Annotated in this window: 32 protein-coding genes; 7 read left to right on the top strand and 25 right to left on the bottom strand. The window is 49.3% G+C overall.

Annotation, left to right across the window (positions count from 1 at the left end):
- The 14 genes from C7452_RS01115 to mcrB all read right to left on the bottom strand — a co-directional run bounded on the left by C7452_RS01115 (position 1) and on the right by mcrB (position 10,907).
- On the bottom strand, positions 1–957 hold the full coding sequence (locus C7452_RS01115) for a calcium/sodium antiporter (protein WP_115891956.1): 957 nt from the start codon (positions 955–957) through the stop codon (positions 1–3).
- Between the two features lie 182 nt (positions 958–1,139).
- Positions 1,140–2,072, bottom strand: coding sequence for a tetrahydromethanopterin S-methyltransferase subunit H (gene mtrH, locus C7452_RS01110; protein ID WP_010876780.1), 933 nt, complete (start codon positions 2,070–2,072; stop codon positions 1,140–1,142).
- A gap of 15 nt (positions 2,073–2,087) precedes the next feature.
- The gene (gene mtrG / locus C7452_RS01105; RefSeq protein ID WP_010876781.1) at positions 2,088–2,348 is read right to left on the bottom strand and encodes a tetrahydromethanopterin S-methyltransferase subunit MtrG; all 261 of its coding nucleotides are present in this window, start codon (positions 2,346–2,348) and stop codon (positions 2,088–2,090) included.
- Entirely contained in the window at positions 2,348–2,554 is a 207-nt protein-coding gene (gene mtrF, locus C7452_RS01100; protein WP_010876782.1) for a tetrahydromethanopterin S-methyltransferase subunit F, read from the bottom strand. The genes mtrG and mtrF overlap by 1 nt, the downstream gene beginning before the upstream one ends.
- Before the next feature lie 12 nt (positions 2,555–2,566).
- The gene (gene mtrA / locus C7452_RS01095) at positions 2,567–3,283 is read right to left on the bottom strand and encodes a tetrahydromethanopterin S-methyltransferase subunit A (protein WP_010876783.1); all 717 of its coding nucleotides are present in this window, start codon (positions 3,281–3,283) and stop codon (positions 2,567–2,569) included.
- 12 nt (positions 3,284–3,295) lie between these two features.
- A complete protein-coding gene (locus C7452_RS01090) occupies positions 3,296–3,598 on the bottom strand; it encodes a tetrahydromethanopterin S-methyltransferase subunit B (protein WP_115891955.1) in 303 nt (100 codons plus the stop codon).
- Positions 3,599–3,610: 12 nt separating this feature from the next.
- Positions 3,611–4,414 carry a tetrahydromethanopterin S-methyltransferase subunit MtrC gene (mtrC, locus tag C7452_RS01085; protein WP_115891954.1) on the bottom strand — a complete coding sequence of 268 codons (804 nt, stop codon included), beginning with the start codon at positions 4,412–4,414 and terminating at the stop codon, positions 3,611–3,613.
- Positions 4,414–5,115 carry a tetrahydromethanopterin S-methyltransferase subunit D gene (gene mtrD / locus C7452_RS01080; RefSeq protein WP_115891953.1) on the bottom strand — a complete coding sequence of 234 codons (702 nt, stop codon included), beginning with the start codon at positions 5,113–5,115 and terminating at the stop codon, positions 4,414–4,416. The genes mtrC and mtrD overlap by 1 nt, the downstream gene beginning before the upstream one ends.
- Complete coding sequence (gene mtrE / locus C7452_RS01075) at positions 5,116–6,003, bottom strand: tetrahydromethanopterin S-methyltransferase subunit E (RefSeq protein ID WP_115891952.1); 888 nt, start codon at positions 6,001–6,003, stop codon at positions 5,116–5,118. It lies immediately after the preceding gene.
- 83 nt (positions 6,004–6,086) lie between these two features.
- Positions 6,087–7,739, bottom strand: a complete 1,653-nt coding sequence (gene mcrA, locus C7452_RS01070; protein ID WP_115891951.1) for a coenzyme-B sulfoethylthiotransferase subunit alpha — start codon at positions 7,737–7,739, stop codon at positions 6,087–6,089.
- Between the two features lie 19 nt (positions 7,740–7,758).
- Positions 7,759–8,508 (bottom strand): coenzyme-B sulfoethylthiotransferase subunit gamma, encoded by a 750-nt coding sequence (gene mcrG, locus C7452_RS01065; RefSeq protein ID WP_115891950.1) that lies wholly within the window; start codon positions 8,506–8,508, stop codon positions 7,759–7,761.
- A 1-nt stretch (position 8,509) separates the two neighbouring features.
- The gene (mcrC, locus tag C7452_RS01060) at positions 8,510–9,106 is read right to left on the bottom strand and encodes a methyl-coenzyme M reductase I operon protein C (protein ID WP_115891949.1); all 597 of its coding nucleotides are present in this window, start codon (positions 9,104–9,106) and stop codon (positions 8,510–8,512) included.
- Positions 9,107–9,544, bottom strand: coding sequence for a methyl-coenzyme M reductase operon protein D (gene mcrD / locus C7452_RS01055; RefSeq protein WP_115891948.1), 438 nt, complete (start codon positions 9,542–9,544; stop codon positions 9,107–9,109).
- A 31-nt stretch (positions 9,545–9,575) separates the two neighbouring features.
- Entirely contained in the window at positions 9,576–10,907 is a 1,332-nt protein-coding gene (gene mcrB / locus C7452_RS01050; protein WP_048061283.1) for a coenzyme-B sulfoethylthiotransferase subunit beta, read from the bottom strand.
- A gap of 361 nt (positions 10,908–11,268) precedes the next feature.
- Here mcrB and mmp10 point away from each other — a divergent pair, with 361 nt between their 5' ends.
- Together mmp10 and C7452_RS01040 are read left to right on the top strand one after the other, a co-directional pair.
- Positions 11,269–12,516 (top strand): methyl coenzyme M reductase-arginine methyltransferase Mmp10, encoded by a 1,248-nt coding sequence (gene mmp10 / locus C7452_RS01045; RefSeq protein ID WP_048175735.1) that lies wholly within the window; start codon positions 11,269–11,271, stop codon positions 12,514–12,516.
- The gene (locus tag C7452_RS01040) at positions 12,513–13,805 is read left to right on the top strand and encodes a methyl-coenzyme M reductase glutamine C-methyltransferase (RefSeq protein ID WP_048175736.1); all 1,293 of its coding nucleotides are present in this window, start codon (positions 12,513–12,515) and stop codon (positions 13,803–13,805) included. Before mmp10 ends, C7452_RS01040 begins: the two co-directional genes overlap by 4 nt.
- A 21-nt stretch (positions 13,806–13,826) precedes the next feature.
- On the opposite strand, the gene C7452_RS01035 is transcribed toward C7452_RS01040, so the two are convergent.
- The 10 genes from C7452_RS01035 to C7452_RS00990 all read right to left on the bottom strand — a co-directional run bounded on the left by C7452_RS01035 (position 13,827) and on the right by C7452_RS00990 (position 21,614).
- Positions 13,827–15,050, bottom strand: a complete 1,224-nt coding sequence (locus C7452_RS01035) for a cation diffusion facilitator family transporter (protein WP_048175737.1) — start codon at positions 15,048–15,050, stop codon at positions 13,827–13,829.
- Position 15,051: 1 nt separating this feature from the next.
- Entirely contained in the window at positions 15,052–15,945 is an 894-nt protein-coding gene (locus C7452_RS01030; protein ID WP_048175738.1) for an ATP-binding protein, read from the bottom strand.
- A 1-nt stretch (position 15,946) separates the two neighbouring features.
- Complete coding sequence (locus C7452_RS01025) at positions 15,947–16,822, bottom strand: nucleotide-binding protein (protein WP_048175739.1); 876 nt, start codon at positions 16,820–16,822, stop codon at positions 15,947–15,949.
- Between the two features lie 30 nt (positions 16,823–16,852).
- Positions 16,853–17,227: a NifB/NifX family molybdenum-iron cluster-binding protein gene (locus C7452_RS01020; RefSeq protein ID WP_048175740.1), complete on the bottom strand. Its 375-nt coding sequence runs from the start codon at positions 17,225–17,227 to the stop codon at positions 16,853–16,855.
- A complete protein-coding gene (locus tag C7452_RS01015) occupies positions 17,227–18,012 on the bottom strand; it encodes an Mrp/NBP35 family ATP-binding protein (RefSeq protein ID WP_231855271.1) in 786 nt (261 codons plus the stop codon). Before C7452_RS01015 ends, C7452_RS01020 begins: the two co-directional genes overlap by 1 nt.
- Positions 18,013–18,053: 41 nt before the next feature.
- Positions 18,054–18,404, bottom strand: a complete 351-nt coding sequence (locus C7452_RS01010; protein WP_048175742.1) for a NifB/NifX family molybdenum-iron cluster-binding protein — start codon at positions 18,402–18,404, stop codon at positions 18,054–18,056.
- A gap of 15 nt (positions 18,405–18,419) precedes the next feature.
- Entirely contained in the window at positions 18,420–18,989 is a 570-nt protein-coding gene (locus C7452_RS01005) for a DUF134 domain-containing protein (RefSeq protein ID WP_048175743.1), read from the bottom strand.
- A 91-nt stretch (positions 18,990–19,080) separates the two neighbouring features.
- Complete coding sequence (locus tag C7452_RS01000) at positions 19,081–20,133, bottom strand: metallophosphoesterase (RefSeq protein WP_048175744.1); 1,053 nt, start codon at positions 20,131–20,133, stop codon at positions 19,081–19,083.
- Positions 20,134–20,181: 48 nt separating this feature from the next.
- The gene (locus C7452_RS00995; RefSeq protein ID WP_048175745.1) at positions 20,182–21,099 is read right to left on the bottom strand and encodes a methanogenesis marker 7 protein; all 918 of its coding nucleotides are present in this window, start codon (positions 21,097–21,099) and stop codon (positions 20,182–20,184) included.
- The gene (locus tag C7452_RS00990; RefSeq protein WP_048175746.1) at positions 21,084–21,614 is read right to left on the bottom strand and encodes a hypothetical protein; all 531 of its coding nucleotides are present in this window, start codon (positions 21,612–21,614) and stop codon (positions 21,084–21,086) included. Before C7452_RS00990 ends, C7452_RS00995 begins: the two co-directional genes overlap by 16 nt.
- Before the next feature lie 87 nt (positions 21,615–21,701).
- On the opposite strand from C7452_RS00990, the gene comB reads away from it, so the two are divergent.
- The 4 genes from comB (at position 21,702) to C7452_RS00970 (ending at position 24,989) form a co-directional block, all read left to right on the top strand.
- A complete protein-coding gene (comB, locus tag C7452_RS00985; RefSeq protein WP_048175747.1) occupies positions 21,702–22,376 on the top strand; it encodes a 2-phosphosulfolactate phosphatase in 675 nt (224 codons plus the stop codon).
- Positions 22,377–22,378: 2 nt separating this feature from the next.
- Complete coding sequence (locus C7452_RS00980; protein WP_231855382.1) at positions 22,379–23,077, top strand: TraB/GumN family protein; 699 nt, start codon at positions 22,379–22,381, stop codon at positions 23,075–23,077.
- A gap of 96 nt (positions 23,078–23,173) precedes the next feature.
- Positions 23,174–23,389, top strand: a complete 216-nt coding sequence (locus C7452_RS00975; RefSeq protein WP_048175749.1) for a DUF1922 domain-containing protein — start codon at positions 23,174–23,176, stop codon at positions 23,387–23,389.
- A 10-nt stretch (positions 23,390–23,399) separates the two neighbouring features.
- The gene (locus C7452_RS00970) at positions 23,400–24,989 is read left to right on the top strand and encodes a GTPBP1 family GTP-binding protein (RefSeq protein WP_048175750.1); all 1,590 of its coding nucleotides are present in this window, start codon (positions 23,400–23,402) and stop codon (positions 24,987–24,989) included.
- A gap of 77 nt (positions 24,990–25,066) precedes the next feature.
- On the opposite strand, the gene C7452_RS00965 is transcribed toward C7452_RS00970, so the two are convergent.
- On the bottom strand, positions 25,067–25,903 hold the full coding sequence (locus C7452_RS00965) for a TIGR00269 family protein (RefSeq protein WP_048175751.1): 837 nt from the start codon (positions 25,901–25,903) through the stop codon (positions 25,067–25,069).
- 38 nt (positions 25,904–25,941) lie between these two features.
- Here C7452_RS00965 and C7452_RS00960 point away from each other — a divergent pair, with 38 nt between their 5' ends.
- The gene (locus tag C7452_RS00960; protein WP_010876811.1) at positions 25,942–26,241 is read left to right on the top strand and encodes an MTH1187 family thiamine-binding protein; all 300 of its coding nucleotides are present in this window, start codon (positions 25,942–25,944) and stop codon (positions 26,239–26,241) included.
- Positions 26,242–26,451: the final 210 nt, after the last annotated feature.

Here is a 26,451-nt window from a genome sequence, read left to right as displayed (position 1 = left end):
TCACGCCAGCACAAAAAGTCTCATAATAACATATGATATGTACACTGCAAGTAAAACTATGCCGCCACTCCTCTTAAGTTTCATGTCCCCTTGCCTTATAAGGAGGACAAGGAGCACAGTGACAAGTATCATCACCGGCGCATCAAAGGTGAGGGACAGTCTCTCGACGGGTACAGGTGCTATGAGGGCCGGTACACCTATGCCCACAAGTATGTTGAAGGTGTTGCTTCCAAGGACTGTGCCTACTGAGAGTTCATGGAGCCCCTTCACCGCAGATGACAGTGTGACCACGAGTTCCGGTATACTGGTGCCTATGGCCAGTGTGAAGAGTCCCATTATCATGGCAGGTATCCCTGCGATGTCTGCCAGTTCAACTCCGCTGTACACAAGTATCCGGCAGCCTATAACAAGACCTGCGAATCCCAGGACTGTGAGAGCAAGCTTTTTTAGGTCAAGGGGTTCTCTTTCATTTTTACCTGAATTTTCATCTGAATAGGTCTTCTGGGCCTTTATGAGGCGCCAGAGATAAACAGCATAGGTTAGGACCATTACAAGTGCTGCAATTTTACCTATATTTCCGAAGAACATGAAAAATAGAAGAATCAGGCCCGTTACAAGGGTTGCGCTGAAATCCCTCTTAAGACCGTCGGCGTTGGTCTCTATGATCCCTGCCACCACAGAGGATATCCCCAGGATTCCTGCAATGTTCCATATGTTTGAGCCTATAACACATCCCACCCCTATATCTGTACTCCCGGACAGGGATGCTATGAGGGCTGAACCGAATTCAGGGAGGGATGTCCCGATGGCAGATGCAGTAACACCGAGTATGACCTCAGATATCCCCAGGGAGGATCCAAGGTCAACCAGGTTATCAACGAATAGATCTGCAGATTTTATAACCAGTATCAAGGAGGCCACAAGGCCCACTATGAGAATCAATACCCTTTCAAGCAAGTTATCACCACTGAAGAATTTTCTTCAATACCCTCAAGACCAGTATAATAATTGAATACCGGCACTTAAAAGTTTGTGTCGGAAATATGTTGCCGTTTTCTTGTATTTAAAGATTGTTATAATAAAAATAAAGAGATTAGTATTAAAGCTATTGGAAAAAAAATTAAATGGTTTAACTGCTCCTAGAGCAGTTTGAAGAATGGGTGATCTTCCACTGGTTCTGTGCCTATGTCCTTGGCTGCTTCACTTATGAATATGTCAGCCATTGCACAGGCAGGGAAGGCCATTTTGGCGTTTTCTATTGGACCGTAGAGGACGAAGTCACCACCGGCCATCTGCTGGATCAGGTTGGATCCAACGTCACAGACAGGCCAGGCCTCCTTGTGGTCCTTCTTGTATTCACGTAGCCAGTCCCAGGCTGATGGCACGTTGTGTATACCACTACCAACAGGGTAACCCCATTTGCTCTTGACTGCAAAGGATGTCCTCACAGCCACACCGGCACCCTGACCGAGTGGTGTTACAGCCACGTCCATGAGGTACTTGTCGATACCACACTCGGCAGCCATTTCAAGAAGACCCTTGTCTATTGTGCCTGCACCGTCTTCCCAGATTCCAATCTTACCATCAACTGTGGGGTCCATTGGGTTGAACCCGAGGACAATTGAAGCTGAGAGTTTTGTTTCCTTGAGGGCCTCAAGTTCTGCCTCATCAGCGGCCATGTTGACTGAGTTGTAGATTGCCCTGTCCTCAAGTCCAACTTCACTGGCGTAGTTAGCACCTGCGATCCTTGCCTCACCGGATGTTGAGTCTATGAAGAATGGTGCGTCTGTCACATCACCCACAAATTCGAGGTACTTGACAATTGCTTCTGGTGTCTGACCGAAGGTCTGGACGATGTGCGGGTTACCTGTGACATCAGACATCTCTTCCTGGGTCTTTATGAGGGCTTCTGCCTTGTCCTTGTCAAAGACACCGGCCTTTTCATCCTCAATGATGCTGTGTCCACCATAGAATATTGTTCCTGCTAAAACAGTTGGGTACTCTCCTGGCTGACCACCAATTTTGGTTCCAGCTATATCCAGTACGATCTGTTCCTTATCAAACCTAAACATATGTAAACCTCCAAGTTATAGTCCGAATAGGGATTTTAAAAGTCCTTTTAACAGTCCTGCAAACAGTATGTTTGTTACTGCAAGGATAATCAGACCTATCACAATACCATATAAAATACCTATATCTCTACCGATCTGCTGTCCTATTCTCTGTGAATATTCACCTACGGTGAATTCCACCTTTTCCTCGATATCATCGAGCCTCTCGTTTGCCTTGTTGAATTCATCAGCAGAGACAAGTACGCGGGGTATTGTGGTTTTATCTTCCTCTGACATCAGATCACCCCTAATATGCTCATCATTGCAGGTACACCGACAAGGAGGACAGCCAGGAGGAATCCGATGGCTATACCTGAAATCCTTGTGGCTATCAGACCTGCGAATAACCTGCCATCTCTACCGATGAGCTGGTTCCGGTATTTTATGTCCTCTACAACACGCTTAATGCCACGTATATTCGGTTTGTTGGATAGTATAATCATCTGGAAGCCTCCCTAGACCAGTAGCAGTATGCCCAGTGTCAGGGTGAATGCAAGACCTATCATTATACCCTGAACCTTACCTGAGTACATACCTGCGAACATTCTGTTGGTGGAACCTATCATTTTAACCTGTGTCTGGATGTTCCTCATCCTGGCCTCTATGAGTGCTGTTTCTGGTGCCACAGGTTTGACTTCTTCGCCTTCCTCTTCTTCTCCGCCTTCTTCAACCTTTATGACCATTGCCTCTTCTTCAAATGCACCGGGGTCCTTTTCGATGCACTCTTTGACCTTGGCTTTGATGGCGTCGGCGTCCTCAACGTCTATGAGGTTGACGATTTCCAGCTGTTTCTGGAACCTCTCAATACCCTCATCGGGTATGTTCTCTATGTAGGGAATGGCACCTGTTGCACCGATGATGTTCCTCTTATCAGGGTCCACACCGTTCTGGTGGAGGGCCTCAATACTCTGTCCTGTGATGTGTCCCTGGACCTCTGAACCGCAGAGTATGAGGAACCTGATGTTGGGGTTTGATATGAGGTTGGCGATCATCTTTTCGATACCGAGGTTCTCTGTCTTGCATGGCCCTGCAATGGCAGCGCCGGCCTCCACTGGTACGTCTTCTATGTGTGAGGCAAGGGTGGTGGCAGCCACAGGACTTTCGGGGTCACCCACGATGTAGTCCCCGTTGACCACAGGCCATCCTTCAGCAGGTGATTTCTTTTCAACCACTCATAACACCTCCTATAAGAGCAGGGCAAACAGGATGATCAGACCAAGAATGAACCCGTAAACCATGTTGGTGAGTTTACCTGCTGTGAGGTACACTCCCTCCCTTCCAGGATAGGAATCCATTGGGGTGGTTGTTGGGTCCAGTGAGTTAATCAGATCATCTGCTGTAGCCTCTAATTCTGCTATCTGTTCGTTTATCTCATCCATGGATAATATTATAACTTCCCTTCCGAGAGCAGCCCCTATCATACCGGTGGAAGGATCAAGGGTCAGGTTGTATTCCGGAGCGATCTTAACAAGTGGTAACATTTCCATTTTTAAAGCCTCCTACTGCTCTTCCTCCTTAGGCCAGAGACCTGACCATTTCACGGATGCAGCTTCCTCGAAGGATGCGCTCACGAATGACTTGAAGGCCACGACCCAGCAGAGTGCACCCACCAGTGCGACCAGCCACCAGCCAGGGTTCAGTCCTATTCCAAGGAGGCCAGCGATGGCCATTGATATGAATCCTGTTGATGCTGCCAGCTTGAGTGTCCTTGTCTGGTTCTCGTTTGGTCCCAGACAGGCGTTGAATGGGTGCTGGATTGCCATTGTGTTGAGTATGAAGAGCAGACCTATGAATCCTGTTGTTATGACTGATGTTAGAACCGCCTGCATGGTGTAGCTGCCTGCAATGGCCGCTGAAAATCCAAGTACTGAGAGAGCTGCTGCCCCTGAAATCTCAGCTGTGCATTTCTCAAGGATCGGGATTTTCATCTTAACTATCTTCTTACCGAGTACGGCCACAACGACACCCAGTATCATGGCAAGTATGAGTCCTACGACTGGTACTGCCAGGGCGGGTACCGTGAACACTGATGCGAGTCCGGCGACAACACCGACTATACCTATTGAAACTGACATGTAACCTATTGAAGGGACACCGGTACCCAGACCGTAACTTGCAACCCTCCTTATGGCGTCTGCACCCCATACGATTGCGCAGACAGCTCCAAGGGATGCGAGAACGGGGCCTATGACCGGGTTAACTGCTGATGCGTATATACCTGCCAGTCCACCGATTATTCCGAGTGCCATGAGCCTGCTTTCAGGTATGGCTGCACCGGCCGGTCCTCCTGCTGCTACTGACATTAGAAGACACCTCCATATACGAGTAATGTTGAAAGGGCGCCTGCAACAATGGAGGCTATGAGACATGCCACTATTCCCCTTCCGATCCTCTTGAATTTAGGATCGTGGAAACCTTCTATGGTACCTCCAATGTTATATGATGCAATAACCGCATTTATGAAGAATATGCCGACGGCGAAGATTGCTGCAACACCTGCAGCACCCATTGCACCATATGACAGGGTCTTAAGGGCCTCGTTGAGTGCCCAGTATATGAGCCCACCGCCTATTCCACCGAGGGCTCCCCCGATTATACCGCTGACAAAGCAGACGGTTGGTAGACCATGACCCTCGGTACCAGGGGTGACATATTTTTCCTGTTCCATGCCTGTTAATGGGTCAACAGCCACCTTCGCTGATACAGGGACTGTACCCACACCATATACGTAGATGAGGTTACCCACAAGCATGGTGATACCCATCATGAGCATTGAACCAACGGCTCCAGCAGCCATTATCATGAGTGGGGACTGTCCGGTCATTGCTGCAGCTGTTATGAGTCCTGTTAAACCTGCACCTGCAGCAAGCATTGCTGTACCGGTACCCACACCTGTGGCTGTTGCCATAGCTGCTGGCGCACCACCCACAGGTACGAAGTGAACACCTCCACCTATGAGCACTCCTCCAGCGGTTATAGCTCCTATCAGTAGTAATGGATCCATCTATTCATCCTCCTTGTATGGTCCATATCTGTTTCTTGCAAAGACTTCAAGTCTGTTGTTGAGGATTATCAGTAACAAGACTATTATGAGGCCGGATATTATTCCGCCGGTTATACCGAAGACTATTGTGTTCCAGAAGCTGAGGAATACGATTGTACCGAATGCGAATCCTGTTAATGGTCCACCGTACTTTGCACAGAAGTGAACAACGTCCATTGAGTTCCTTGCACCCAGCTCTGCCTTTGTTGTTATGTCACCGTGAATCGCTACCGGGATACCTCCACCGAAGGGGTACTGCTGGTACTCCCTTTCAGCACCATAGTGGACGTCCCCTGTTGATGAACCGATTGCACCTATTGTTATACCCCAGAGCACTGCCAGCAGTGGCAGCGGGAATGGGTGTGCCAGACCAGGGATTGGTAGTGTCATGAGGTATGATAATCCTACAACACAGAATGTCACAATAAATCCATGCCCTGCAATTGGGCCTAAGTGCTCAACCAGCATGTCCATGAAGAGCGGCTGGTTGAACTGGGACTGGCTAACAATTCGTCCCATGTGGGATGTTACAGCGTAGGTTGTGTGTACCATTGCGGCTATTACAGCGCCAACTGCAATTGCCATTATCACAGGCAGCTGCATTGACTGCATCAGCACATATGCAACTGAACCAGCAATACCGCACCAGGTCCCGTAGGCAACGGGTTCCCCTGAAACGGCCTTGTTGATTATACGGTGCAGGTGTCCCATCTGTGGTGCCAGCTGAACCTGTGAGTTGGGGTTACTCTGGGATCCTACGTCAGACTCTAAGTCCTCTGCGGCTCCTGCTATGGTTGCAGCTGCACCCATGAGAGCTACAACACCTAAACCTGTTATCATAGGGTCCATATTTCTTCCTCCTTTTATTTTTTTGAATAAAAAAAATTAGGTGCATTACACTTAAAAAGTTTGTGCAATGCACCTTCGTTAATCTATTTTGCAGGTGTTATGAGTGCTCTTTCACCGGCTGGTTCGAACTCTCGCAGAGCACCTTTGGCGAATTCGCCACGTACGTTGGTGAAGTCGAAGACGAGGTTGTCGTCTGCAAATGCTATTTTCACCAGTGGGTTGAACACGAAGGCGTCTCCACGGGCAGCGTGTGGTGCCTGTGATATACCGGCGTATTCACCCTGGTGTCCCACGTTCATGGCGTAGTTTGGATAGTTAGGTCCACGAAGCTCCAGTGGCAGTCCCTCGTCGCCCCTTATTGAGAAGACGTTGGATGCACCACACTGGTCCTGGAGGTCGTAACCGTAGAATCCGAGCCTGGAGTGCTGTTCCTTGTGCAGGTACATTGAGAGGTACCATCCGCTGAGACCTGTCTGGGCGTTTCCTGTTGCGAAGGCTGTGGAACATCCGGCTGCAGCTGCAACGACTGCGGCCCTCTGGGATCCACCGAACTGGTCCTCGAGGAGTGCAGGGTATTCCTCGTACTGTTCAAGTCCGTAGAATGTGACCTCGGTTGCAACGTCCAGGACTGTGTCCATGGTGTTTGGTGCCTCACAGAGTCCATATTTGTCCTCCACGTACTCCTTACCGAAGTAGGTGAAGTCGTCGAGGATGTTGTCTGTGTAGGCTGCTGTTGCGTACTGGGTGAATCCTACACCACCTGACATGTATGAGCCGAGCCAGATCTGGTCGTAGAGCATTGCACCGGTTGCCACAACGTCCAGTGTCACCCGGACAGGGTCCTCATAGTTGACCCTTGAGCTCTGACAGATGTCTGCAAGGTAACCGAATGGCACGCCACCAGGTTCGTTTTCACCCCTTGCACGTCTCACAGGCAGGTATGTACCCATGTGTATAACTTCAGCGTGTTTTGCAGCGTATGCGAAGTCCCCTGTTGCGGCTTCACCTGCTGCCTGTTTGTAGGCTGAGATCATGGACATACCTATCTGCATGGCGGACCATCGTGAGGTTGTTGCACCGTCACAGGTCCTTGAGACTATGGTTGGGATCCTGACGACCTGCCAGATTCCGTCTCCAACCTCTGCCTTGAGGGTTTCTGCCTGGTCCTCTGGGAACTGTTTGTTGATGTCTATGACGAATACAGGGTCGATTTCATCTGCAATTTCATCGTTACCTGTGAAGACCTTGACGTAGCTGTCTGCCACCAGTGCTGGGTGGGTCTCCACCATGTGCTCCTGGACGACGGCTGCACCGGGCATTGCGTGGTTCACTGTTTCCAGGTAGTGGGTTATGGTCTCTGGGGTGACCTCTTTACCCAGCCTCTTTTCTATGACGGCGTGGGCATGGTTTAAACCGACTATAACGGTTCTCCTTATGTCGTCCCACATCTGCTGCATGGCAGCGTTGTTTACGAAGTGGAGGTCGTCACCTTCAACGAAGGTGTCTGTTGTTGAGACCTGGTAGGGCATGAGTACCCTCTGACCCAGTGGAGTACCTATGTCAGGGTTGTACTGGGGTATGCCCCTCTTTGCTGCCACTTCTTTACCAGCGTTCACAAACTCGGTTTTTCGCTCGGACTGTTTCCAGCCACCAAGTGTGTAAAATGTGGTTTTCTTCTCTTCAGGGGATTCTTCGAATTTTTTCTTTAAAGCATTTATGAACAATTTGTCAGCCATAATCTACACCTCCCCCGGATTATTCTGGGTTGTACCCTCCTTGTGATCTTAAAACGTGGATCCTCTGCATGATCTCCACGGCGTCTGTATCATCACGGTAGGCTTCACCATCCACACGGTAGATGGTTGTTTTGTTCATGAGGGTTTCCTCATCCAGTGGTTCACCAAGGTCCACGGGTTCGTCGAGTTCGTCACCGATCTGGTTCTTGACCATTTCGACTCTGCCGGTGTCCTTGTTGTAGATCTGCCTTCTCAGCATGTCGAACATCATACCGTCTTCGTCGAGACGGAGTGAGTGTCCGTGGACGGATTTACCCCTGATACCTGATCTTGCAGGGTCAAAGAATTCTGTTTCAAGGAGTTCCTTGGATATCTTTTCAAGGTCCCTCTCCCTGGTCTCGATGATCTGACGTCCTGAGAGTGTACCTGCGTCTGCACCTCTGTACCTGCAGAGGTATGCCCTTGATCGTACGTATGGCTGTGCTGGAGCAAAGTACATTGAGTCTGTGAACTGTATGTATCGGACCCTGTCACCGGCCTTTGCACCGTCTATTGGTTCAACCATTTCTCTTATTGCGTCTTCTGGTTCATCCATCTCTTCCAGTGGTGGGTGAACACTTGGATATTCTTCCCCTGGGGCCCTGTGACCCAGAATCTTTACTACATCTTCATCTGAGATTTCTCTCAGCTTTTCGAGTTCGTATTCAGGGTTACAGAAATTCCTTCTGTTCTGAGCAACCTTACTTGTTCCGGGATAGTATTGTGCCATATCATGCACCTCCTAATGCTAACTTAACCTTTCTTATAATCTCATCAAGTTTTTCCTGGGGACAGGTTTCTCCTCTTATGACTCCACTCACAATGTCAACGATGGTGCCCTTTGTTTTTGGTTCATCTGGCATGACGGCCCTTGTCCTTACACCTATCTTTGCAAAGTCCTCGAAGTCCACGGGGTATTCGCAGATGATTATGCATGGTCTGTCGACGTTCCTGAGTATGAGGCGCGCCTTGTAGATAATGTGATTTTTGACTCCTCCAAGGTGTACGACCAGGAGTTTGTGCCTCTTCATCTGCTCGACTTCAGCCGGTGTCAGACCGAAGAGACTTCCTGCTCCGGCGCTTGGAGCGTCCTGCGGTACTCCTGCACCTGCATTCAGGACTATGGTGCTGGTCATTATGTTGGCTTCCCTGAGGGCGAATGTTATCTCGCAGACAGGCTTTGTGATGTGGCGTCTGCCAGGTGACATTGCCACTGCAAGGACTTCACTTCCACACTGGGCGAAGGTACCCCTCTGGGCTATTCCTCCTCCCTCACCCATTCCCATTGTTTCTCTGCAGTCAACAACGTGAGTGCACTTTCCGATCATCTAATGCTCCTTTTTCCTTTTTATTATGGTGGCCCTTTCACTGAGCCGGGCGTTCTGGTCTGTAAGACCTATTAGTTCCTCCGGCACCTTATCAAGGTCCTCACCATACTTTATCTCATCCGTCACTGTCTTCTGCGTCCTTATATATTTTCCAGGAGTAACATCGTATCCAAAGGGCAGGAGATCCTCACAGACCCTTTTGATGTCAGTTATTGTATCCTCGTCCTCTATCTCAAGGAGTACTCGGCCTGTTTTCACCTGAAGCTCGAATTCATGACCTTTAACGCTGATTATGCGTCTGTCAGGGTGGTCCTCTGGTGGCAGGCGCTGTCCATGTATCACCATTCTCTTAACGCCGCTGATGTCCTCAAGGCGGTTAAGGAGTTTCTCGGTGGTGTCAGCCCCTAGTAGCCGGTGTGGAAATATCTGAACGTCCATTGGTTTTTTGCCCCCAGTTCTGAGAGATTATTTAAATTTCGTTTTTAATCTCAGCTGCTGCCTCCACAACATATTTGAGTGGTTCTCGGAACTCGTCAACCTGGCTGAATACTTCTTTTATGAGTCCAGAGGTTGCTTCTGGGGAGAACATCTGGGTTCCTGCATCCAGTGCCATTGCAGCTGCCACACATGGTATGGCGAATCCCTTACTGTGCCTTGTAACGATGTGGTTTCCGTTGAAGATACCTGGTCCACCTCCACCGTAGATGGAGTGGCTGAAGAATGAAAATCCTACAGCGGTACCTTCCACTTTACCGAAGTCAACACCTGGTAGTCCTGTTTCGAATTCTATGAGGTCGTTGTAGTAGAGCAGGGTTGATGATACACCCTGTGCTGCCCTTGCTGCACCCTGGTTAACCATTGTGGCTGCCATGAGCCCGGCTGCTGCATAGGCGTTCCACATTGCAAGGTCGTCTGTGCCGTAGACCTTGTAGTCTGTGAGTTCCTTCTCAACCTTTATGACACCATCTTCCAGGGCCCTTTCAACCAGGTCTGCTATGACTGAACCCACGGTACCTTCCTTACCGTTGGCCTTAACAAGGTCAAAGACCAGGTTGTCTGCGTTCATTCCCTGGTATGCAAGTCCAAGGAGGTGCATCCTCTCAAATGCTCCTACAGCGTCACCCATCTCAAACATTGCTGTCTGTTCGAGTATGGTTGATAGTGCTGCTGCCTGGAGTGTGTTTTTGAGTGTGGCTGCAACAACATGGTTCACCATGATGTTCCTCAGTGCGTATCCTGGGCCTTCCAGTTTCTGTGGAATGTCCAGCATTGTTGCTATGTTTGCCCCCATGTACTCCACAGACTGTGGGTATCTTCCCAGAACGGCTGCTTTAACCATGTTAGCATCGTACATGCTAACATCAAATTCGTTGATTATGGCCTGGACAAATGCTGTGGCGGTTACGAGTGGTGCTGCAGAGTATTCTGCTGCAACATCGAACCTCGCACTTGGGACCTGTACGAGTGCCCTTTTACCTCCACCGAGGAGCTCGACCTTTGTGTCGTCGTCCTCGGTCACCTGTATCATTTCCTTTGCAGCGGCTGCTATTGACTCGGCGTTCCCGACTATGTCGAGGTCGAGTTCACGGCCCATTATCTTACAGGCAGGTCCGCCGACCTTAGCTGTCTTCAGGGCGTTTTCTATACCTTCAAGGTTCACAGCCACTGTCCTCTTAATCCCCTGCACAATGCTTTTAATGGCGGGGTTTCTAAGTGGGCTCAGAGCTTCTAATGGCACCTGTTCTTCGACGAGGTTGCCTCTGTCGTCGTACAAGTCGACCTTATCCTCAAACTTCGCCATTTTTTCCCTCCTAACAATCATTTCCGTATACTAAACATCCAAGACCCCCCTTTTTAGAAAAGGCAAGAAGGCCCTTGGAGGGTGTTAAAACACCCGTCTTAGTATACGATGCATATTTAACTTGATTATAATTAATTAAGATTTCTTTCTGAATCAAGTCGAAAGATTTATATGTAAAAACACCTTTTTTTAGGGTTTTCTGGATTTTTTATATGGTAGCGTTGATTTTTGTGATCATCACAGAGCAGGGTATCATCAGGCGGGAGTAATAATAATCATCCCCTGGTCACTCAGAGCCACCGCACCATGGGTCCGGAGCTGGTAATAAATTATATTTAGAGAGCTGCACAGAGAGAGTGACATGCAGATAATAGCTGATTTAGGTGGTATACCTGGAAAGGACTGCAGGGGATTCTGCAGGTACTGCTACTTCCGTAAAGTTGGTGAATTTGAAGCATTTGGGTGTAAAAACTGTTCACCAGGTAGGGTTGGATGTGAAACCTGTGGAAAGGGTGTTGCAGAGATTGGTAATGAATTTCTACCCCCATTCCTTGTCATGGGCAACGTGCAGACAACACTCATGATGGGAAATTTTCAGGATAAGGACCTGAAGATAAACATCAGCGGCGGAGGCGATGTGAGCTGCTACCCCCATCTTGAAGAACTCACAGGAGGTCTGGGTGAATTCGGAATCCCCATTCACCTCGGATACACCAGTGGAAAGGGTATCGATGACCCCGGAATCGCCTCAAGGCTCATTGAAAATGGTGTTGACGAGGTCACCTTCACCGTGTTCTCAGCAAACCCTGATCTGAGGCGTGAGTGGATGCGGGATAAAAACGCCTCCAGGGCCATCGAGGCCCTCAGGATATTCTGTGAATCCTGTGAGGTCCATGCAGCATCGGTGATAATACCAGGGGTAAACGATGGCGATGACCTCCTTGAAACATGCGCGAGACTCGAGGAGTGGGGTGCCACCGGTTTCATCATGATGAGATTCGCCAACTATGAACACCAGGGACTCATACTTGGAAATGAGCCCATCATTGAGGGCGTGGAGCCCCACACTGTTTCTGAATTTGAAGAACTTGTGAGGGCAATTGACCGGGAATTCAATCTCCGTGTGACCGGAACCCCTGTCTGTGACCCCCAGAACGGCACGCCATTTGTCCTTGCAGCTGATTCAAGCAGGGAATACCTTGAAATCCTCCCTGAGATTCAGGGCGAGGCCACCATAATCACCGGATCCATTTCAGCGCCCTACATAAGGAAGATAATACACAACCTGGGTGCCGCTGACCTTGTGAACGTCGTCGGTGTCAATAAGGACATAGCCTGCCTCATAACCCTCAGGGACCTTGAGGAGGTGGATCCCGGTGATCTGAGGGAAACAGTCATAATCCCTGGAAGGGCCTTTGTGCATGACATGCAGGCCAGGGAGGTTCTCAGCCGTGACGGTGTCGACCGGATCGTTGTGAGGGGTCCTGACAGGTTGACCGTTGATGGGGAGATGAGCGGCACCCTCTCAGAGTATGACGTGATCGAGAGGGAGATGGAAGCCTTCTATGAACTCATACAGGCAATAAATTTCTTTGGTGCTTCTGAATGAGTCATGTAACTGTTGTAACACCTGAGCACTACAATTACGGTTCAATGCTCATCGCAGGGGCCCTGAGGGACCTTGGACACAGGGTTGAAATCAGGAAGGGATTTGATGGTGTTAACTCAGGGATCGTATTCATAAGCCTTCAGTCCACCATCCACCTCCTGAGGTACAGGGATATTATTAATAATATGGGCGGCTTCAGGGTGGTGGGTGGCCCTGTCAGCATAGACCCTGAAATGGTATTCAGGTACCTCGATGTGGACCTCGTGGTGATGGGTGAGGGTGAGGACAAGGTCGGTGCTGTGATGGAACTTGCAGCTGGAAATTGTAAACCAGAGGATGTCCCCGGTGCAGCCTTCAGATCACCTGAGGGAATTGTGGTCATTGAATCATCACCCTGCCCCATGGAGAGGCCCCTCCCACTTGTTCCGGGTGACATCTCCCGGGAGGATATACGGGGTGCCAGTGTCTACATTGAAACCCACAGGGGCTGTCCAGGTAACTGCACCTTCTGTCAGGTCCCTGAATTCTTTGGCAGAAAGGTGAGGAGCAGGCCCCTTGAGGACATAATCAGGGAGGTCCGGGAACTGAAGGCATCTGGTGCCAGGAGGTTCGCCATAAGTGGAGGTACAGGCACCCTCTACGGCAGCAGCAAATTCAGGGGTATTGATGAGGACGCCTTCAGGGATCTCCTGAGGCGCATAAGTGAGGTCACAGGCAGGCGAAACCTCACCGTGCCCGATATAAGGGTCGATATGGTTAACCCGAAGATTCTTGAGGCAATATCAGAGTACACGAATGGATGGGTCTTCTATGGTATAGAATCAGGGAGCAGGAGGATGCTCAGGAAGATGAAAAAGGGCATAACCCCTGATCAGGTTGTTGAGGCTGTTGAACTTGCAAGGGAGTACAATCTAAGGGTTGCAGGGTCCTTCATCGTTGGTTATCCCGGTGAGGACGAGGAGGATTACAGGAAAACCATTGAACTTGCAGATGAACTCATGCTCGATGACTACTTCGTGAGCATTGCCGAGCCACTCCCAGGCACTGAACTCGGTGAGGAGGTCAGAAAACTCCCTGAGGATGAAAACCCGGTCTTCATGAGGTCAGATGAAAGGCGATTTGATAGTGTGGCAGAGGAGAGAGCATTCAATTTACTCCTGGAATCCTATGTATTCCGGAGTGTGCCGGTTCCCATGACGTCCAGGCTTTTAAAATCAATAACTGAGGAGGTCCGTCAGCAGCAGGAGCATATAAGAACCGTTACCTGGATGCTCCAGGGAAAGCTGTGATAGGGTGACCCCTCCAGAGCATCACTCTGAAAATTTTAGGGATGCCTTTCTAATGACCTCCTCAAGGGATGCTCCTTCAGGAGGTACTGTTCCAAGGAGATAATCTGAAAAAAGAAGTTTTGGACCATCTGATAGTTTTTCAATCACCAGAACATCAATATCTCTGCTCTTCAGAAGTTCAGCAGCTCGAATCCCCCTCTTTGTTTTAAGGGATTTCCCTGGATTTTCAATTATCCTGTAATCAAGTATCTCGCCCTTCCGGGTTCTTGCAATAAGGAAGAAGTTCGCCCTTCCAAAGTGGGTGCTGATTGTGGAGTTCATTCCCTGATCATCTGCGAGTGGCACCGCAACCACAACTTCCTCCTTTTTAACTGTTTCGGGCTGGACCGTAAGGTGGTCAATGGATGGGACTGTCTCCTTAACCTTAGAGTTTATCTGAGAAATGATTCTCTCTATTTCATCTACCGGCAGCCCCCTTTCAAGTTCAATATGGAGTTCACCAAAGAGGTAGGGTCCAGATCTTCTTATTCTAATCTCATGAACCCCCTCAACACGCGGGACCGATAAGACTGTCTTTTTTATGATTTCCATTGAATCCGTGTCAATACATGCATCAAGGAGGGTTAGGACGTCATATTTTGCAAGCCGGATACCGATATAAATTATCACCATGGATATAATTACTCCAGCGATACCCTGGAAACCATGAAGACCCATGTACTCCCCCAGGATCCCGATGAAGACGATTGCAGAGGATATGACATCCACGTAGCTATGCTTTCCATCGTTCAGGAGGGCTGTTGAACCGATTCTCCTCCCGACCCTCACCTTATAAAATGCAATGGCATAGGAGACTCCAATTGATATCAAACTCACTGCAAGGCTTGCCGTGGCCATGGAAACCTCTGAAACTGGATTTGAAATGTAGATAATGGAGTCCCATGTTATCTCAAGACCCGTTATGATGATCAGCACTGAAACGAGGAGAGAGACAAGGGTTTCAATTCTATGGTATCCATAGGGAAATAGTTCATCAGGTTTTCTCTGTGAGAGCTTAAGGCCAATGAATACGGCTGCTGATGAGAAGACATCCGCAAAGGAATGTATAGCGTCTGCTATCAGAGCTATATTTCCAGATAGATAACCGGTAAACCCCTTTATAACCACTAAAATCATGTTGATGATTACCGAATACCTGGAAGCGATTTCTCCCTCCTTGAGTGGTGCTTCATCATTCCCTTTCATGTCAATCCAGCCCCATATTTAGCATTAGCTCCTCAACAATCCCCCTAAATAGCTTTTTAAGGTGGGGATTGCAGATTACTGCGGGTAATCCGTTAACCAGAGCATCGGTAAATGCCAAATCGTAGGGTATCCTTCCCATGATTGGTATCTCATTCCTATCTGCAAGATCTTCTATATCAGCTGCGATCTCATGATTTAAATCGTATTTATTGATTATTATGGAGTGTGGGATCCCAAAATGCCTTACAAGCTCTATTGCACGTTTAGAGTCATTTATAGCTGCCTTTGTAGGTTCCGTTATTATAATGGCCCGGTCGCATCCCTTAACTGATGATACCACAGGGCAGCCAATACCTGCTGCTGAATCCAGAAGAGCCAGATCCAGGCCCTCCACTCTTCCAATTTCAGATACCTTCCCCCTCAGAGAATCCACAATCTTTCCTGAGCCTCTCTCACCAATTTTAAGATGACCGGATACTACACCGAATCCATAATCAGACCTGAAATAGCAAATCTTTCCTGTATCAACTTCTTTGATGTCTATCGCCCTATCAGGGCATATATATTCACATGCTCCGCATCCTTCACAGAGAAATTCATTTATTTCAGGTTTTGAGTTCCTAGCACTCCATTTTATTGCATTGAATCTGCATACCCTCACGCATTTCTTTCTTGATTTACATCTTTCAGCCACTAAAAATGCCTTTTCAGAGGCCCTTATGGTTTCGCACTCCACATCCCCTGAAGATCCCAGGATGAGGGCCAGATTGGGTGCGTCCACATCACAGTCTCCAACGATTATTTCCAACCTATCAGCGAGTAAAACAGCCATTGAAGCCACTATGCTGCTCTTTCCAGCCCCACCCTTTCCTGAGAGGATGCATACCTCCTTCACATTAACACCTCTGCATCTCAAGTAACTCTACAACAGCAGCTATTCCTGGAACCTTAAGGGGTTCACCCGCTGAATAGGCCTCCATTACATCCCTAGAATATTCTATTTCAGCCACAATGGGCCTCCCTGTTTCTCTGGAAACCTCGAGTACCGGGTCTGCGTTACCAATGCCTGCACGGTTGAGGATGATGTTCGATGTTACGCCAAGCCTCTCAAGTAGCTCAAGTATCAGTTTTAGGTCATGACTCCCAAAGGGTGTTGGCTCTGTCACAGCAAAGGCAAGGTGAGCGCCCATGATGGCATGTATAACATTACAGTGGACCCCTGCTGCCGTGTCAATGATTATGAAGTCCATATCATGGTGCTCCCTCGCATTTTTCATGAGTGAATCCACCAGGCGTGCACTTGATTCTATATTCACAGTTGTTTCCCCGGAGAGTAACCTGAAATTTCTTCTAATTTTCTCATCATAATTTTCAGGGAGTTTGCCATCATAAAGGAAGCCTGCGACCATCTCCTCCTCCTTTATTGCATTATTTCTGCATGCAAGACTGCAGGTCCCGCAGCCACTGCATCTATCCCTGACAAGAATTGGGTGCCTGCCCTCCACAAATACGATTGCATTTTTTCTGCACACCTCTGAACATTTACCGCACATGGAGCAGGCTGAAAAATCAAAGGATGGTATCTGAAGAGTTACCTCATCTGTTTTTCTTCTCTGGGCGGACAGGATGATGTGGTCATCTGGACACTCAACATCTGTGTCTACCAGCAGCACCCTGAATTTATCGGCAAGGGCGATGGCGAGAGAACATGCTATGGTTGATTTTCCTGTTCCTCCCTTTCCCCCTGTTATTGCTACCATTAAGGGCTTCATCGAAACACCGGCTCATCGTGGATTTAGTGTCTATCTTCCTCTCCTGCCCCGGCCACTGCCTGCTGAGCGTATCTCCTCAAGATTTCCCTCTGTGAAGAGCCTGATATTATCCTCAACTGATGCACCTGTTGCCCTGTAAATTTTTATGCCAAGTTCATTCAGAACCTCAAATGCATTTGGGCCTGGTGAAGAAGCTATAACTGCTTCCACGCCACTATTTGCAATTATCTGGGCGGTCCTTATACCTGCTCCCCCTGAAGCTGATGCTGAAGGGTTCTCGATGACTTCAGAGGATTCTATATTACCATCCTTTATTTCAACAATCATGAAATAGGGGGCTCTCCCAAAAAATCTACTGACCTCTGATCCCAGATCGGGTCCAGAGGACGCTATTGCTATCTTCATTAATTAACACCACCATCTTTGAGGTATTTCTCCACTTTATTGAATATCTTCACCATCCCGGTGTTGATGTATGAACTGGCTGATGATTTATCCCCGGATATACCTTTTTCAAAGGGAATTCCACCCAGAAACTGGAGATCAAATTTGTTTGCAAGATATTTTCCACCATCTTTACCGAATAGAAATATCCTTTTGCCACATTCCGGACACTGGAGATATGACATGTTCTCTATGATTCCCATGATAGGGATCTTCAGCTGATTAACCATGTTGATACATTTTTCAACGTCATGGACTGAAACTTCCTGGGCGGTTGTAACTATAATCACGCCGTCAATGGCAGGGATTGACTGAAGAACCGTTAGTGGCTCATCACCTGTTCCAGGGGGGTTATCCACAATTAAAACGTCGATACCCTCCCAGTTAACATCTGAAAGTAGCTGTCTGATGGCCCCTGTCTTTTTTGGTCCCCTCCATATGACCGGTGTGTCCTCTGATGGGAGGAAAAACTCTATGGACATTACAGTTGCACCCACCGGGGTGGGTATGGGGTTTATAAGATTTCCTGTTAGGGTGATCTCTGGTTCCCTGACACGCATCATCTTCGGGATATCGGGTCCATGAACATCTGCATCCAGTACACATACCCGGTAACCATTTCTGGTAAACTCTTCGGCAAGTTTTACTGTGACTGTGGACTTCCCAACACCCCCTTTTCCACTCATGACAACGATTTTATGTTTTATTGTGGACATTGCCCTCGAAATTCTCACATCCTGTTCCATGATAGCCAGCTTTTGAGCATCCTCATTATTCATACCATACCTCAATGCCGTCCTTTACATGGATTTGTAGCGCCGGTAAGCTCACCCCTTTTAAGCATGTTGAGTGTTTCAGCCACTGTTCCCCTGGCACCCATCAGAACATCAACTCCATGGGTTCTGAGAAGATTAATGGCCTTTGAGCCAATATTTGCGCATATTAGGATATCTGCGTCGGAATTTACAGCGATCTCTGCAGGTGTTAGTCCTCCTCCACTGTGCCTTCCCCCTATCTTTATTATTTCCAGTTCATTGATTTCGTCATCATAAAAAGCAAATAGGGGCGTTTTTCCAAAGTGTTCTGAGACCTCTGAATCCATGCCCCTTTCTTCTGTTACTGGAATGCATATTTTCATTTGATGGTCCTCCATTCAGTCGGCTCCACACATTGGTGCTCCGCACTCAGGACACCTCTGTGTTCTGCAGGGCACGCCTGGTGTTTTCGGTGCCTCGTATCCACATTCAATGCATTTGCAAACCCTTGGAGCTCCTCTTCCAGCGCCAAAGCCCCTTCCAAAGCCGGCTCTACCAGCCCTTGGTAGTGTTTCAGCTGATACAACAGTTATGTTCTCTGAACCGCAGTCCGGACATTTTTTGTATTCCTTTTCCGGTGAGATCCATTCGAACTGGCAGTCCATGCATTTGTATCTTCTTCTGTCTGTGATATAATCACCTCCCTTCAAGATTATTGGTCTGCCCTCGACCAGAGCCGCTGCTATCTTACCCCGTGCTGATGTCAGGGTTCTGTGGAATGTTGGCTGTGATATTCCCATGATCTCAGCGGCCTTTTTCTGTTTGATGTCATGGTAGTCCCTCAGCCTTATTGCCTCAAATTCATCGAGGGTTATCTCAACCACTGGCTCCTCATCACTGGCTTCCGGAGAAAATGTGACCACACGGGGTTCTCCCAGAATCCTTCTGAATCTTCTTGGTCTAGGCATGTTTTGAATATATATTCAAAACTTGTATATATAGTTTTGTGCAAGTACTCTTAGATGAGAACCCCATGATTTGTCTCCAGAAAAAAGCGTCTCAGATTCTCCCATCATTATAATCTGCCGTTGCAGGAACCAGATCAATTACAGTTACCTCACAGGATGATCCGAGACGTACAGGCGGCCCCCAGGTACCTGTACCCTCCGAAACATAGAGGAACCTCCCTGAATCAGAATAAAGACCCCTTAGAAATGGGAACATAAGTCCCACGATAATGTTGAAGGGATAGAACTGTCCACCGTGGGTGTGGCCAGAGAGCTGAAGGTCAATACCGCGCTCCCTGGCATCCCCCCAGTCCACAGGCAGATGATGGAGAAGCAGTGCTGGCCTATCCCCATCAAAATCGAGCATGTCAAGTATGGCTGGAAGTGAATGCCTCTCCATTGAGTAACCAACACCTATTATCTGTATACCCTCAAAATCAATCACGGACTGATCAATGCACCTTATGCCTGCATCAGAAACAGTTGACCTGAAGTCACCTGAATAAATATCATGATTGCCTGAAACAAAAAATATGGGTGCTCCTGTTTCAAGGGATGATAGAACCCTGGAATCCACGGGCCTTGACCCGTCGAGAAGGTCCCCTGTTATTAAAACCGCTGCAGGTTCAGCCCTCCTGACAGCCCCTGAGACCTCTTTAAGGAAACCAGCAGAGCGTACCGTTCCCAGGTGAATGTCAGACAGCTGGACGAACCTCACCCTCCTCTCAACAGGAAAGGGGATCTCAAGATGCTTAACCTCAATTTTTCTGGCCCTGAATACGCCATATGAGACACTGAGTGCAGCCAATGATACTGCCAGGATCCTCAACCATGGAAGGTCCATGAAAAACCATATAAACTGAACCAGGGCCCAGCCCATGAGGAGATAGATCAGAAAGACCAGCCACAACATTGAAAAAATGTAGGTGGCCCTGGAAATGGGATTCGGCCTTGCCCTCTCAAACAGGATTGATGCCGGGAGAAGGATGGTCAGGGGGATGCTGATAAACTCCACTCCAAGAAATTCCAGAGCAAGGCTGTTTAGAAGGTAATAGGCAAGTGTGATGAAGGTGAGGAAAACAGAAACCTGGAGCTCCCTCTTCATGGAATCACTGAACCATTGACATGGCTGAAGCGCCCTATGTTCATTGAATCACTGAATTATTGAACTCTCAGGGAGGAGCTTCACAAGGATGTAGTCATACATCATGGACTTCCTGATCTCGGAGATATCACCCAGGCGGTAATCAGATACCCTCACCTCGGCTATCTCCTCATGGTGGCGGTCATAGTTGAGTTTGACACGGACACCATCAAGCTGACTGGTGACAGGTGTGGGTGAGTACACCTCCTCTATGGCAGGCACCTGGTTTTCTATCTCGCTCTTCACAAGTATGGATGGGACCAGAGGGGGATCAGCAGCCATATCGCGCCTTCTCTGATCAAGGAGTCCCTCAACAACCTCCACAAGCTTCCTGAGGGCCCTTATATCCTCTCCCCTCTTCAACCTCCTGGGTATTCTTCCCAGTCCTCCAACGTAGGCGTCTGCACCTGGAAGATCCCTGAGGTCAATCTCCTCGGGGGAGCCGGTTACAACCACCGGGATCTTTATGTCACTGAAGAGGTGGACCTTGTCCTTTATGCACTGCTCAAAGCTCCCCAGGGCGAAAACTGCGAGGTCATGCTCCTCTATGAGCCTCTTCTCATCCTCAGATATTCTTGAGATGCCCTTACCCGCGCCACGGGCGAGTCCTATCATGTTATCCTTGGCACCGTACCTCCTGAGGTACTCTGATATGTCACATGCAGAGTGGGGTAGGTGGTGCCTTGCCAGGGTCGGAGAGACAATGGCTATCTCGGTACCGGCCATGGGGGCCACCTTGATCTTCCCCAGGAGCTCCCTGGCCTTCTCCCTGACCTTATCCACATCCTCTATCGGGACCGCCAGGGTGAGTATCAGGTCCATCTGAAGCATGTTCTCCTGGAGCACAAAGCCCCCCAGGTCCTCAATAAGTTCCTTCATCTCCTCATGGCGGTGCACACCGCCCTGATACGTTAAGGTTTCATACATAGTTTCCTCTCCAGATACCTGTACCTGAATAGAGCCCTCTTAACAGGGTCCAGGGGGAGGTTCCTGTGTGAGGGCACCCTTATACAGTCAAGTTCCATGTAGTCGGGACATACTGTGAAGTCAGCAGCCCCCTCCACCACACTGAAGCCCATGTCCTCCACGATCTCCCTTAAAAAATTTGAATAAACCCTTACTTTTATTTTGCTGTTCCTCTCCCTGAGCCGTGAGGGGTCATGCCACCAGGGAGAGCAGACCTCAAAGTCAATCTCATCGGTTGAGGAATACTTGAGGCTTTCAGGGTCCATTGCATGGATGGTTTTAAAGACAAGGTCCACTGCCTCCCTTATCTGGGGGAATGTGTTGAGTCTGAGTTTAATGGCCCCCTCCACGGGTGTCTCAGAGAGTACAAAGGCAATATCTGCATCCTCGTCCTCAGGGGTCCTGCTAACCCTGTACCCCCTGACACCAGCAATCCTCAGTATCCCCTCACACATGGGTGTTGTGACGATCCTCATGAATTCACCCACAAGCCTATATATCTCATCAATAAATTTCTCTATAAATTATTATATAAGGTGTGCTGATGAACTGAAGGTGTAGCAATGAGGATAAGGCTAAGCTTTGAAAGACAGGAAGGCAGTGGACTGTGCATAATGGTGGATCTCCTCAGGGCGAGTGCAACCATCACAGCAGCCCTTGACCAGTTCAGGGAGGTGATCCCTGTTGCTGACATCGAAGAGGCCGTTAAGTACTCAAGGAAGGGCTACCCGGTCGCGGGGGAACGCGGAGGTGAGACCGTCCCCGGCTTCATAGCCAATTCCCCAATTGAAGTTAAAAATTACAGTGGAGATGCGCTGGTGCTCACCACCAGCAACGGCACAAGGATCCTTGAATCCGTTAAATCACATGCCCTTGTGGGGTGTCTCAACAACCTGGATGCAGTGGCTGAGGCTGCAAGGGAACTTTCAGATGAAGTTGAGGTGGTTATGGCCGGTGTTAATGGGAGATTTGCCATAGAGGACTTCCTCTGCGCCGGTGAAATAATAGCAGCCATCGATGGTGAAATGGACGAATATGCAGAGGCCTCTGTACTCGCAGTTCAGGACAGATCCCTGGTTGATGACGCCATCCGCAGATCCAGATCAGCTGAAAGGCTGGAAGGGCTTGGATTCAGGGATGACATTGAGTACTGCATCAGGAGGAACATAACAGGGAACGTTCCAGTCTACCGTGATGGGACAGTAAAACTCATGGAGGAAATCCGGAGGCTGCATTGAAGATGAAGGAACTCAGGATCATAGGAACCGCACACGTATCAAGTGAAAGTATAGAGGAGGTCAGAAGGACCATCCTTGAGATGGAACCAGACGTCGTTGCAGTTGAACTGGACCCCGAGAGATACCGCAGGCTCATGGATGAAAAACTCGGGGTTCAGAGGGATGAACCATCCTTTCGGGAAGCCCTGCGCCATGGAAACATTGGAGTGATCCTTGCGGGCTGGTTCTTAACCTACTTCCAGCGGAAGGTTGGTGAGGACCTCGGCGTAAAACCCGGCTCAGAGATGCTGGCAGCCATAGAGGCCGCCCATGAGGTGGGGGCGGGCCTTGCACTCATCGACCGTGACATCGGACTGACCATGCAGAGGGCAATTAAATCCATGGGGAGGATGGAAAAACTCAGGTTCTTCGCAGGGATAATAAGATCATTCCTCTGGAAGGATGACCCGAAGGACATCGAGGACCTCAAAAGTGATGACACCCTCCTTGAGGTTATGGAGGAGTTCAGGAAGATCTCCCCGGCAGCCTACCGCGTCCTCGTTGAGGAGAGGGATGCCTTCATGGCCCACAGACTGCTCTCAATCGAGGAGGACAGGGTGGTGGCTGTTGTGGGCGCCGGTCACCGCAGGGGCATAGAGGAGCACCTCCAGAACCCCCAGGAACTACCACCCCTCGATGAACTCATGAAGATACCCCGCTGACATATACTCAAATGCGCAGTAGAGATCATACTGAAGGAAAAAATCATTAATTAATGACCCCCCATAAATGTAAACAAGAAGCTGCAGTGTGATAGGATGTACATAATATTCCGATGCGACTGTGGAAGGGCCCTCTACTCAAGGGAGGGTGCGAAGACCCGGAAATGCGTCTGCGGGAGAACCGTGAATGTCAAAGATAGGCGCATATTTGGAAGGGCCGATGACTTCGAGGAAGCATCAGAACTGGTAAGAAAACTGCAGGAAGAAAAATATGGCTCCTGCCATTTCGCAAATCCATCAAAAAGGGAATAGATTCAGAGATATGATAGAAGACCTCAGATCATTCACATCCCCTGGCGAGAGAAGGAACATAGAATTCAAGAAGGCCCTCTCAGCCAGGTATCACCTCAAGATGGACCGTAAGAAGGGCCTCATATCCCAGATGAAGTACCGTATGGAGCGGGGTAACGGTAGGGCAGTGTACCTGCTGGGTGTGGAGGACAGCGGTGAACCGGTCGGCCTCCCTGCTGATAAACTGGATGAGTCAGTTGAGGTCCTCAGAACCCTCAGCAGTGAGATAGGTGCTGTTGTGGAGGAGGTTAACCTCCATGAGGGTACAGAGGGCATGGTGGCGGAGGTCATAATCTCAAGGAAGACGAAGACAGCGAGGGAGCACCTCCTCGTGGGGGTCGCCGGCCACGTGGACCACGGTAAGAGCACACTCCTCGGGACCCTCACAACAGGCACACCTGATGATGGGAGCGGTAAGACCAGGATATTCCTTGATGTGCAGAAGCATGAAATAGAGAGGGGTCTATCGGCTGATCTATCCTTCGCCATCTACGGCTTCAGGAACGGCAGTGTTATGAGGCTCAAGAACCCCCTTGACAGGAAGGAGAAATCACGCCTCATGGACGAGGCCGACAGGGTCATATCCTTCGTTGACACCGTCGGCCATGAGCCCTGGCTTCGAACAACCATAAGGGGGATTGTGGGTCAGAGGCTCGACTACGGACTCCTCACAGTGGCAGCCGATGAGGGGCCTACACACATAACAAGGGAGCACCTCGGTATAATGATCGCAATGGAGCTCCCGGTAATCGTGGTCCTCACAAAGTGTGATATGGCCACAGATGAGAACAGGAGAAGTGTGAGGGAGAAGATATCTGAACTGCTTAAACTGGTTGGCAGGATCCCCTTCCATGTTAAGAGCCGGGACGCTGCAGCCGGGATAGCCGGTAAGATGAACCAGCACATAGTCCCCATAATCGAGACCTCCTCGGTTACAGGGGAGGGTCTTGAAATCCTTGATGAACTCTTCCTCAATCTCAGGGTCCGTCGCGATGTTAACGGGGATGAAGAGCCATTCCTCATGTACATAGACAAGATATACACCATCAGAGGCGTTGGTACCGTTGTCAGCGGGACAATCCAGCAGGGACTTGTCAGAAAGGGTGACACCCTCCTCCTGGGGCCCCTAAAGACAGGGAAATTCCGGGAGGTCACCGTCAAATCAATAGAGATGCACCACTACAGGATAGGCTGTGCAGAACCAGGCCACATCGTCGGCATATCCATATCCGGGGCCTCCCCTGACGAGATAGAGAGGGGTATGATACTGGCACACCCTGACTATGACCCCGAGGCTGTGAGGGAATTCGAGGCAGAGGTTGCCATACTGGTGCATCCGACAACCATAAAGGCTGGTTATGAGAGTGTGACCCACATTGAAACCATAGCCGAGACAACCGTTCTTGAGCCCCTTGACTCTGATTTCATGTCTGCAGGTGACAGGGGTAGGGTGAGGATGAGGTTCAAGTACAGGCCCCACCATGTGAGGGAGGGTCAGAAGATAATCTTCCGTGAGGGAAGGAGCAAGGGCATAGGTTCTGTGACAAGGATCCTGGGATAACGCCCCACGCGACACAGCAGAGTACCACACTGATAGAATAAATCAGAAAACACGCGGCACAATACCATGCGCTTTAATCAGCTTTTTATGAGTTCCAGGAACTCGCAGGCCTTACACTTATCCCCTGATGAAGGTTCCCCGCACCTCAGGCATTCCCTGAGGCCCTCGGTTTCACTGAGGGGCAGGAAGGTCCTGCTGAGTGATTCCATCACCCTTAACTTCACACCCTGCTCTTCTGATTCAAGATGGTTGAGGAAGTCCCTTATCCTTGACCTCATGGAGAGGTCAGAGTAGGGACAGGAGTCAAGGTGGACCTTCACATCATTGAGAACAGCCCACAGCCTCACATCACTCTCAGGCGTGCTCCAGAGGGGTTTTATGCGCGGCACCATTGCCCGGTGTATCCTCTGAAGTTCTGGACCGAATTTTGAGAATTTCCGCACATCACCCCTTGCGAGGCTCATGATGAAGGACTGGATCTCATCATCCATGTTGTGGCCCGTTGCAATCTTTGAGGCACCTATCTCACGTGCCGTCCTGTTGAGTATCCATCGCCTGAAGACACCGCAGGGTATGCAGGGGCTGCTGAATCTATCAGTTACCCTGTCCAGTTCAAAATTGAATTCGTCCCTGAATGACCTCTCTATGAGTTCGACTCCAAGGAGTTCTGCGTTCTCCCTTGCCACCATAACACCCTCACTGCGGTAGCCCCCTATCCCCTCGTCGACGGTTATGGCTGTGAGCTCAAAATCAAGGTCACTCCTGAGATCTGAGAGGGCGTGCAGTGTCAGTACACTGTCCTTTCCGCCTGAGAGTGCTACTGCAATATGTTCACCGGGTTTTATGAGTTCATGACCCTCTATAAGTCCCCTGATCCTTCCCATGATTCTGTGATTGAATTCCTGAACATCCATGAAACCCTATATATAAATGAGGGGACATATAATTAATCATGATTACCGCAGAACTCACCGTGATACCCCTGGGTACATGCAGCACCTCCCTCAGCAGCTATGTGGCAGCTGCCGTCGAAGCCCTCAAGAAGCTGAATGTGAGGTATGAGATCTCAGGAATGGGGACACTGCTTGAGGCTGAAGACCTTGATGAACTCATGGAGGCTGTCAAGGCCGCACATGAGGCAGTCCTCCAGGCGGGTTCAGATAGGGTCTACACAACCCTCAAGATCGATGATAGAAGGGATGCCGACAGGGGTTTAAGGGATAAGGTTGAATCTGTGAAGGAAAAGATTTAGGGCCCTGGACATATCACAGGTTCATAATTTTATATAAGGCCGATTGTGCCAGCATTGCTCCATCAAATGGTGCCCTTTCAGAGGTATCCAGCGCCCTAATCTGAGAACGGGAATTTCCTGGAAGCAAATCTTACCCATTCCAGGAGCTGATACTGACCTTGAATAAAAAATTTTTGTGTTTTACTCAATCCAGCCCACAGCGGCATGAAG

The organism is Methanothermobacter defluvii, from assembly GCF_003385755.1.
Lineage (GTDB): Archaea > Methanobacteriota > Methanobacteria > Methanobacteriales > Methanothermobacteraceae > Methanothermobacter > Methanothermobacter thermautotrophicus.
The sequence above is the reverse complement of the archived record's forward strand: the minus strand, read 5'-3'. Positions and strand labels throughout refer to the sequence as shown.

Coding starts and splice junctions, on each gene's coding strand:
- mtrH (WP_010876780.1), bottom strand. CDS start 2,072: ATGTTTAGGTTTGATAAGGAACAGATCGTACTGGATATAGCTGGAACC.
- mtrG (WP_010876781.1), bottom strand. CDS start 2,348: ATGTCAGAGGAAGATAAAACCACAATACCCCGCGTACTTGTCTCTGCT.
- mtrF (WP_010876782.1), bottom strand. CDS start 2,554: ATGATTATACTATCCAACAAACCGAATATACGTGGCATTAAGCGTGTT.
- C7452_RS01090 (WP_115891955.1), bottom strand. CDS start 3,598: ATGGAAATGTTACCACTTGTTAAGATCGCTCCGGAATACAACCTGACC.
- mtrC (WP_115891954.1), bottom strand. CDS start 4,414: ATGTCAGTAGCAGCAGGAGGACCGGCCGGTGCAGCCATACCTGAAAGC.
- mtrD (WP_115891953.1), bottom strand. CDS start 5,115: ATGGATCCATTACTACTGATAGGAGCTATAACCGCTGGAGGAGTGCTC.
- mtrE (WP_115891952.1), bottom strand. CDS start 6,003: ATGGACCCTATGATAACAGGTTTAGGTGTTGTAGCTCTCATGGGTGCA.
- mcrA (WP_115891951.1), bottom strand. CDS start 7,739: ATGGCTGACAAATTGTTCATAAATGCTTTAAAGAAAAAATTCGAAGAA.
- mcrG (WP_115891950.1), bottom strand. CDS start 8,508: ATGGCACAATACTATCCCGGAACAAGTAAGGTTGCTCAGAACAGAAGG.
- mcrC (WP_115891949.1), bottom strand. CDS start 9,106: ATGATCGGAAAGTGCACTCACGTTGTTGACTGCAGAGAAACAATGGGA.
- mcrD (WP_115891948.1), bottom strand. CDS start 9,544: ATGGACGTTCAGATATTTCCACACCGGCTACTAGGGGCTGACACCACC.
- mcrB (WP_048061283.1), bottom strand. CDS start 10,907: ATGGCGAAGTTTGAGGATAAGGTCGACTTGTACGACGACAGAGGCAAC.
- mmp10 (WP_048175735.1), top strand. CDS start 11,269: ATGCAGATAATAGCTGATTTAGGTGGTATACCTGGAAAGGACTGCAGG.
- C7452_RS01040 (WP_048175736.1), top strand. CDS start 12,513: ATGAGTCATGTAACTGTTGTAACACCTGAGCACTACAATTACGGTTCA.
- C7452_RS01035 (WP_048175737.1), bottom strand. CDS start 15,050: ATGAAAGGGAATGATGAAGCACCACTCAAGGAGGGAGAAATCGCTTCC.
- C7452_RS01025 (WP_048175739.1), bottom strand. CDS start 16,822: ATGAAGCCCTTAATGGTAGCAATAACAGGGGGAAAGGGAGGAACAGGA.
- C7452_RS01020 (WP_048175740.1), bottom strand. CDS start 17,227: ATGAAGATAGCAATAGCGTCCTCTGGACCCGATCTGGGATCAGAGGTC.
- C7452_RS01015 (WP_231855271.1), bottom strand. CDS start 18,012: ATGGAACAGGATGTGAGAATTTCGAGGGCAATGTCCACAATAAAACAT.
- C7452_RS01010 (WP_048175742.1), bottom strand. CDS start 18,404: ATGAAAATATGCATTCCAGTAACAGAAGAAAGGGGCATGGATTCAGAG.
- C7452_RS01005 (WP_048175743.1), bottom strand. CDS start 18,989: ATGCCTAGACCAAGAAGATTCAGAAGGATTCTGGGAGAACCCCGTGTG.
- C7452_RS01000 (WP_048175744.1), bottom strand. CDS start 20,133: ATGAAGAGGGAGCTCCAGGTTTCTGTTTTCCTCACCTTCATCACACTT.
- C7452_RS00995 (WP_048175745.1), bottom strand. CDS start 21,099: ATGTATGAAACCTTAACGTATCAGGGCGGTGTGCACCGCCATGAGGAG.
- C7452_RS00990 (WP_048175746.1), bottom strand. CDS start 21,614: ATGAGGATCGTCACAACACCCATGTGTGAGGGGATACTGAGGATTGCT.
- comB (WP_048175747.1), top strand. CDS start 21,702: ATGAGGATAAGGCTAAGCTTTGAAAGACAGGAAGGCAGTGGACTGTGC.
- C7452_RS00980 (WP_231855382.1), top strand. CDS start 22,379: ATGAAGGAACTCAGGATCATAGGAACCGCACACGTATCAAGTGAAAGT.
- C7452_RS00975 (WP_048175749.1), top strand. CDS start 23,174: ATGTACATAATATTCCGATGCGACTGTGGAAGGGCCCTCTACTCAAGG.
- C7452_RS00970 (WP_048175750.1), top strand. CDS start 23,400: ATGATAGAAGACCTCAGATCATTCACATCCCCTGGCGAGAGAAGGAAC.
- C7452_RS00965 (WP_048175751.1), bottom strand. CDS start 25,903: ATGGATGTTCAGGAATTCAATCACAGAATCATGGGAAGGATCAGGGGA.
- C7452_RS00960 (WP_010876811.1), top strand. CDS start 25,942: ATGATTACCGCAGAACTCACCGTGATACCCCTGGGTACATGCAGCACC.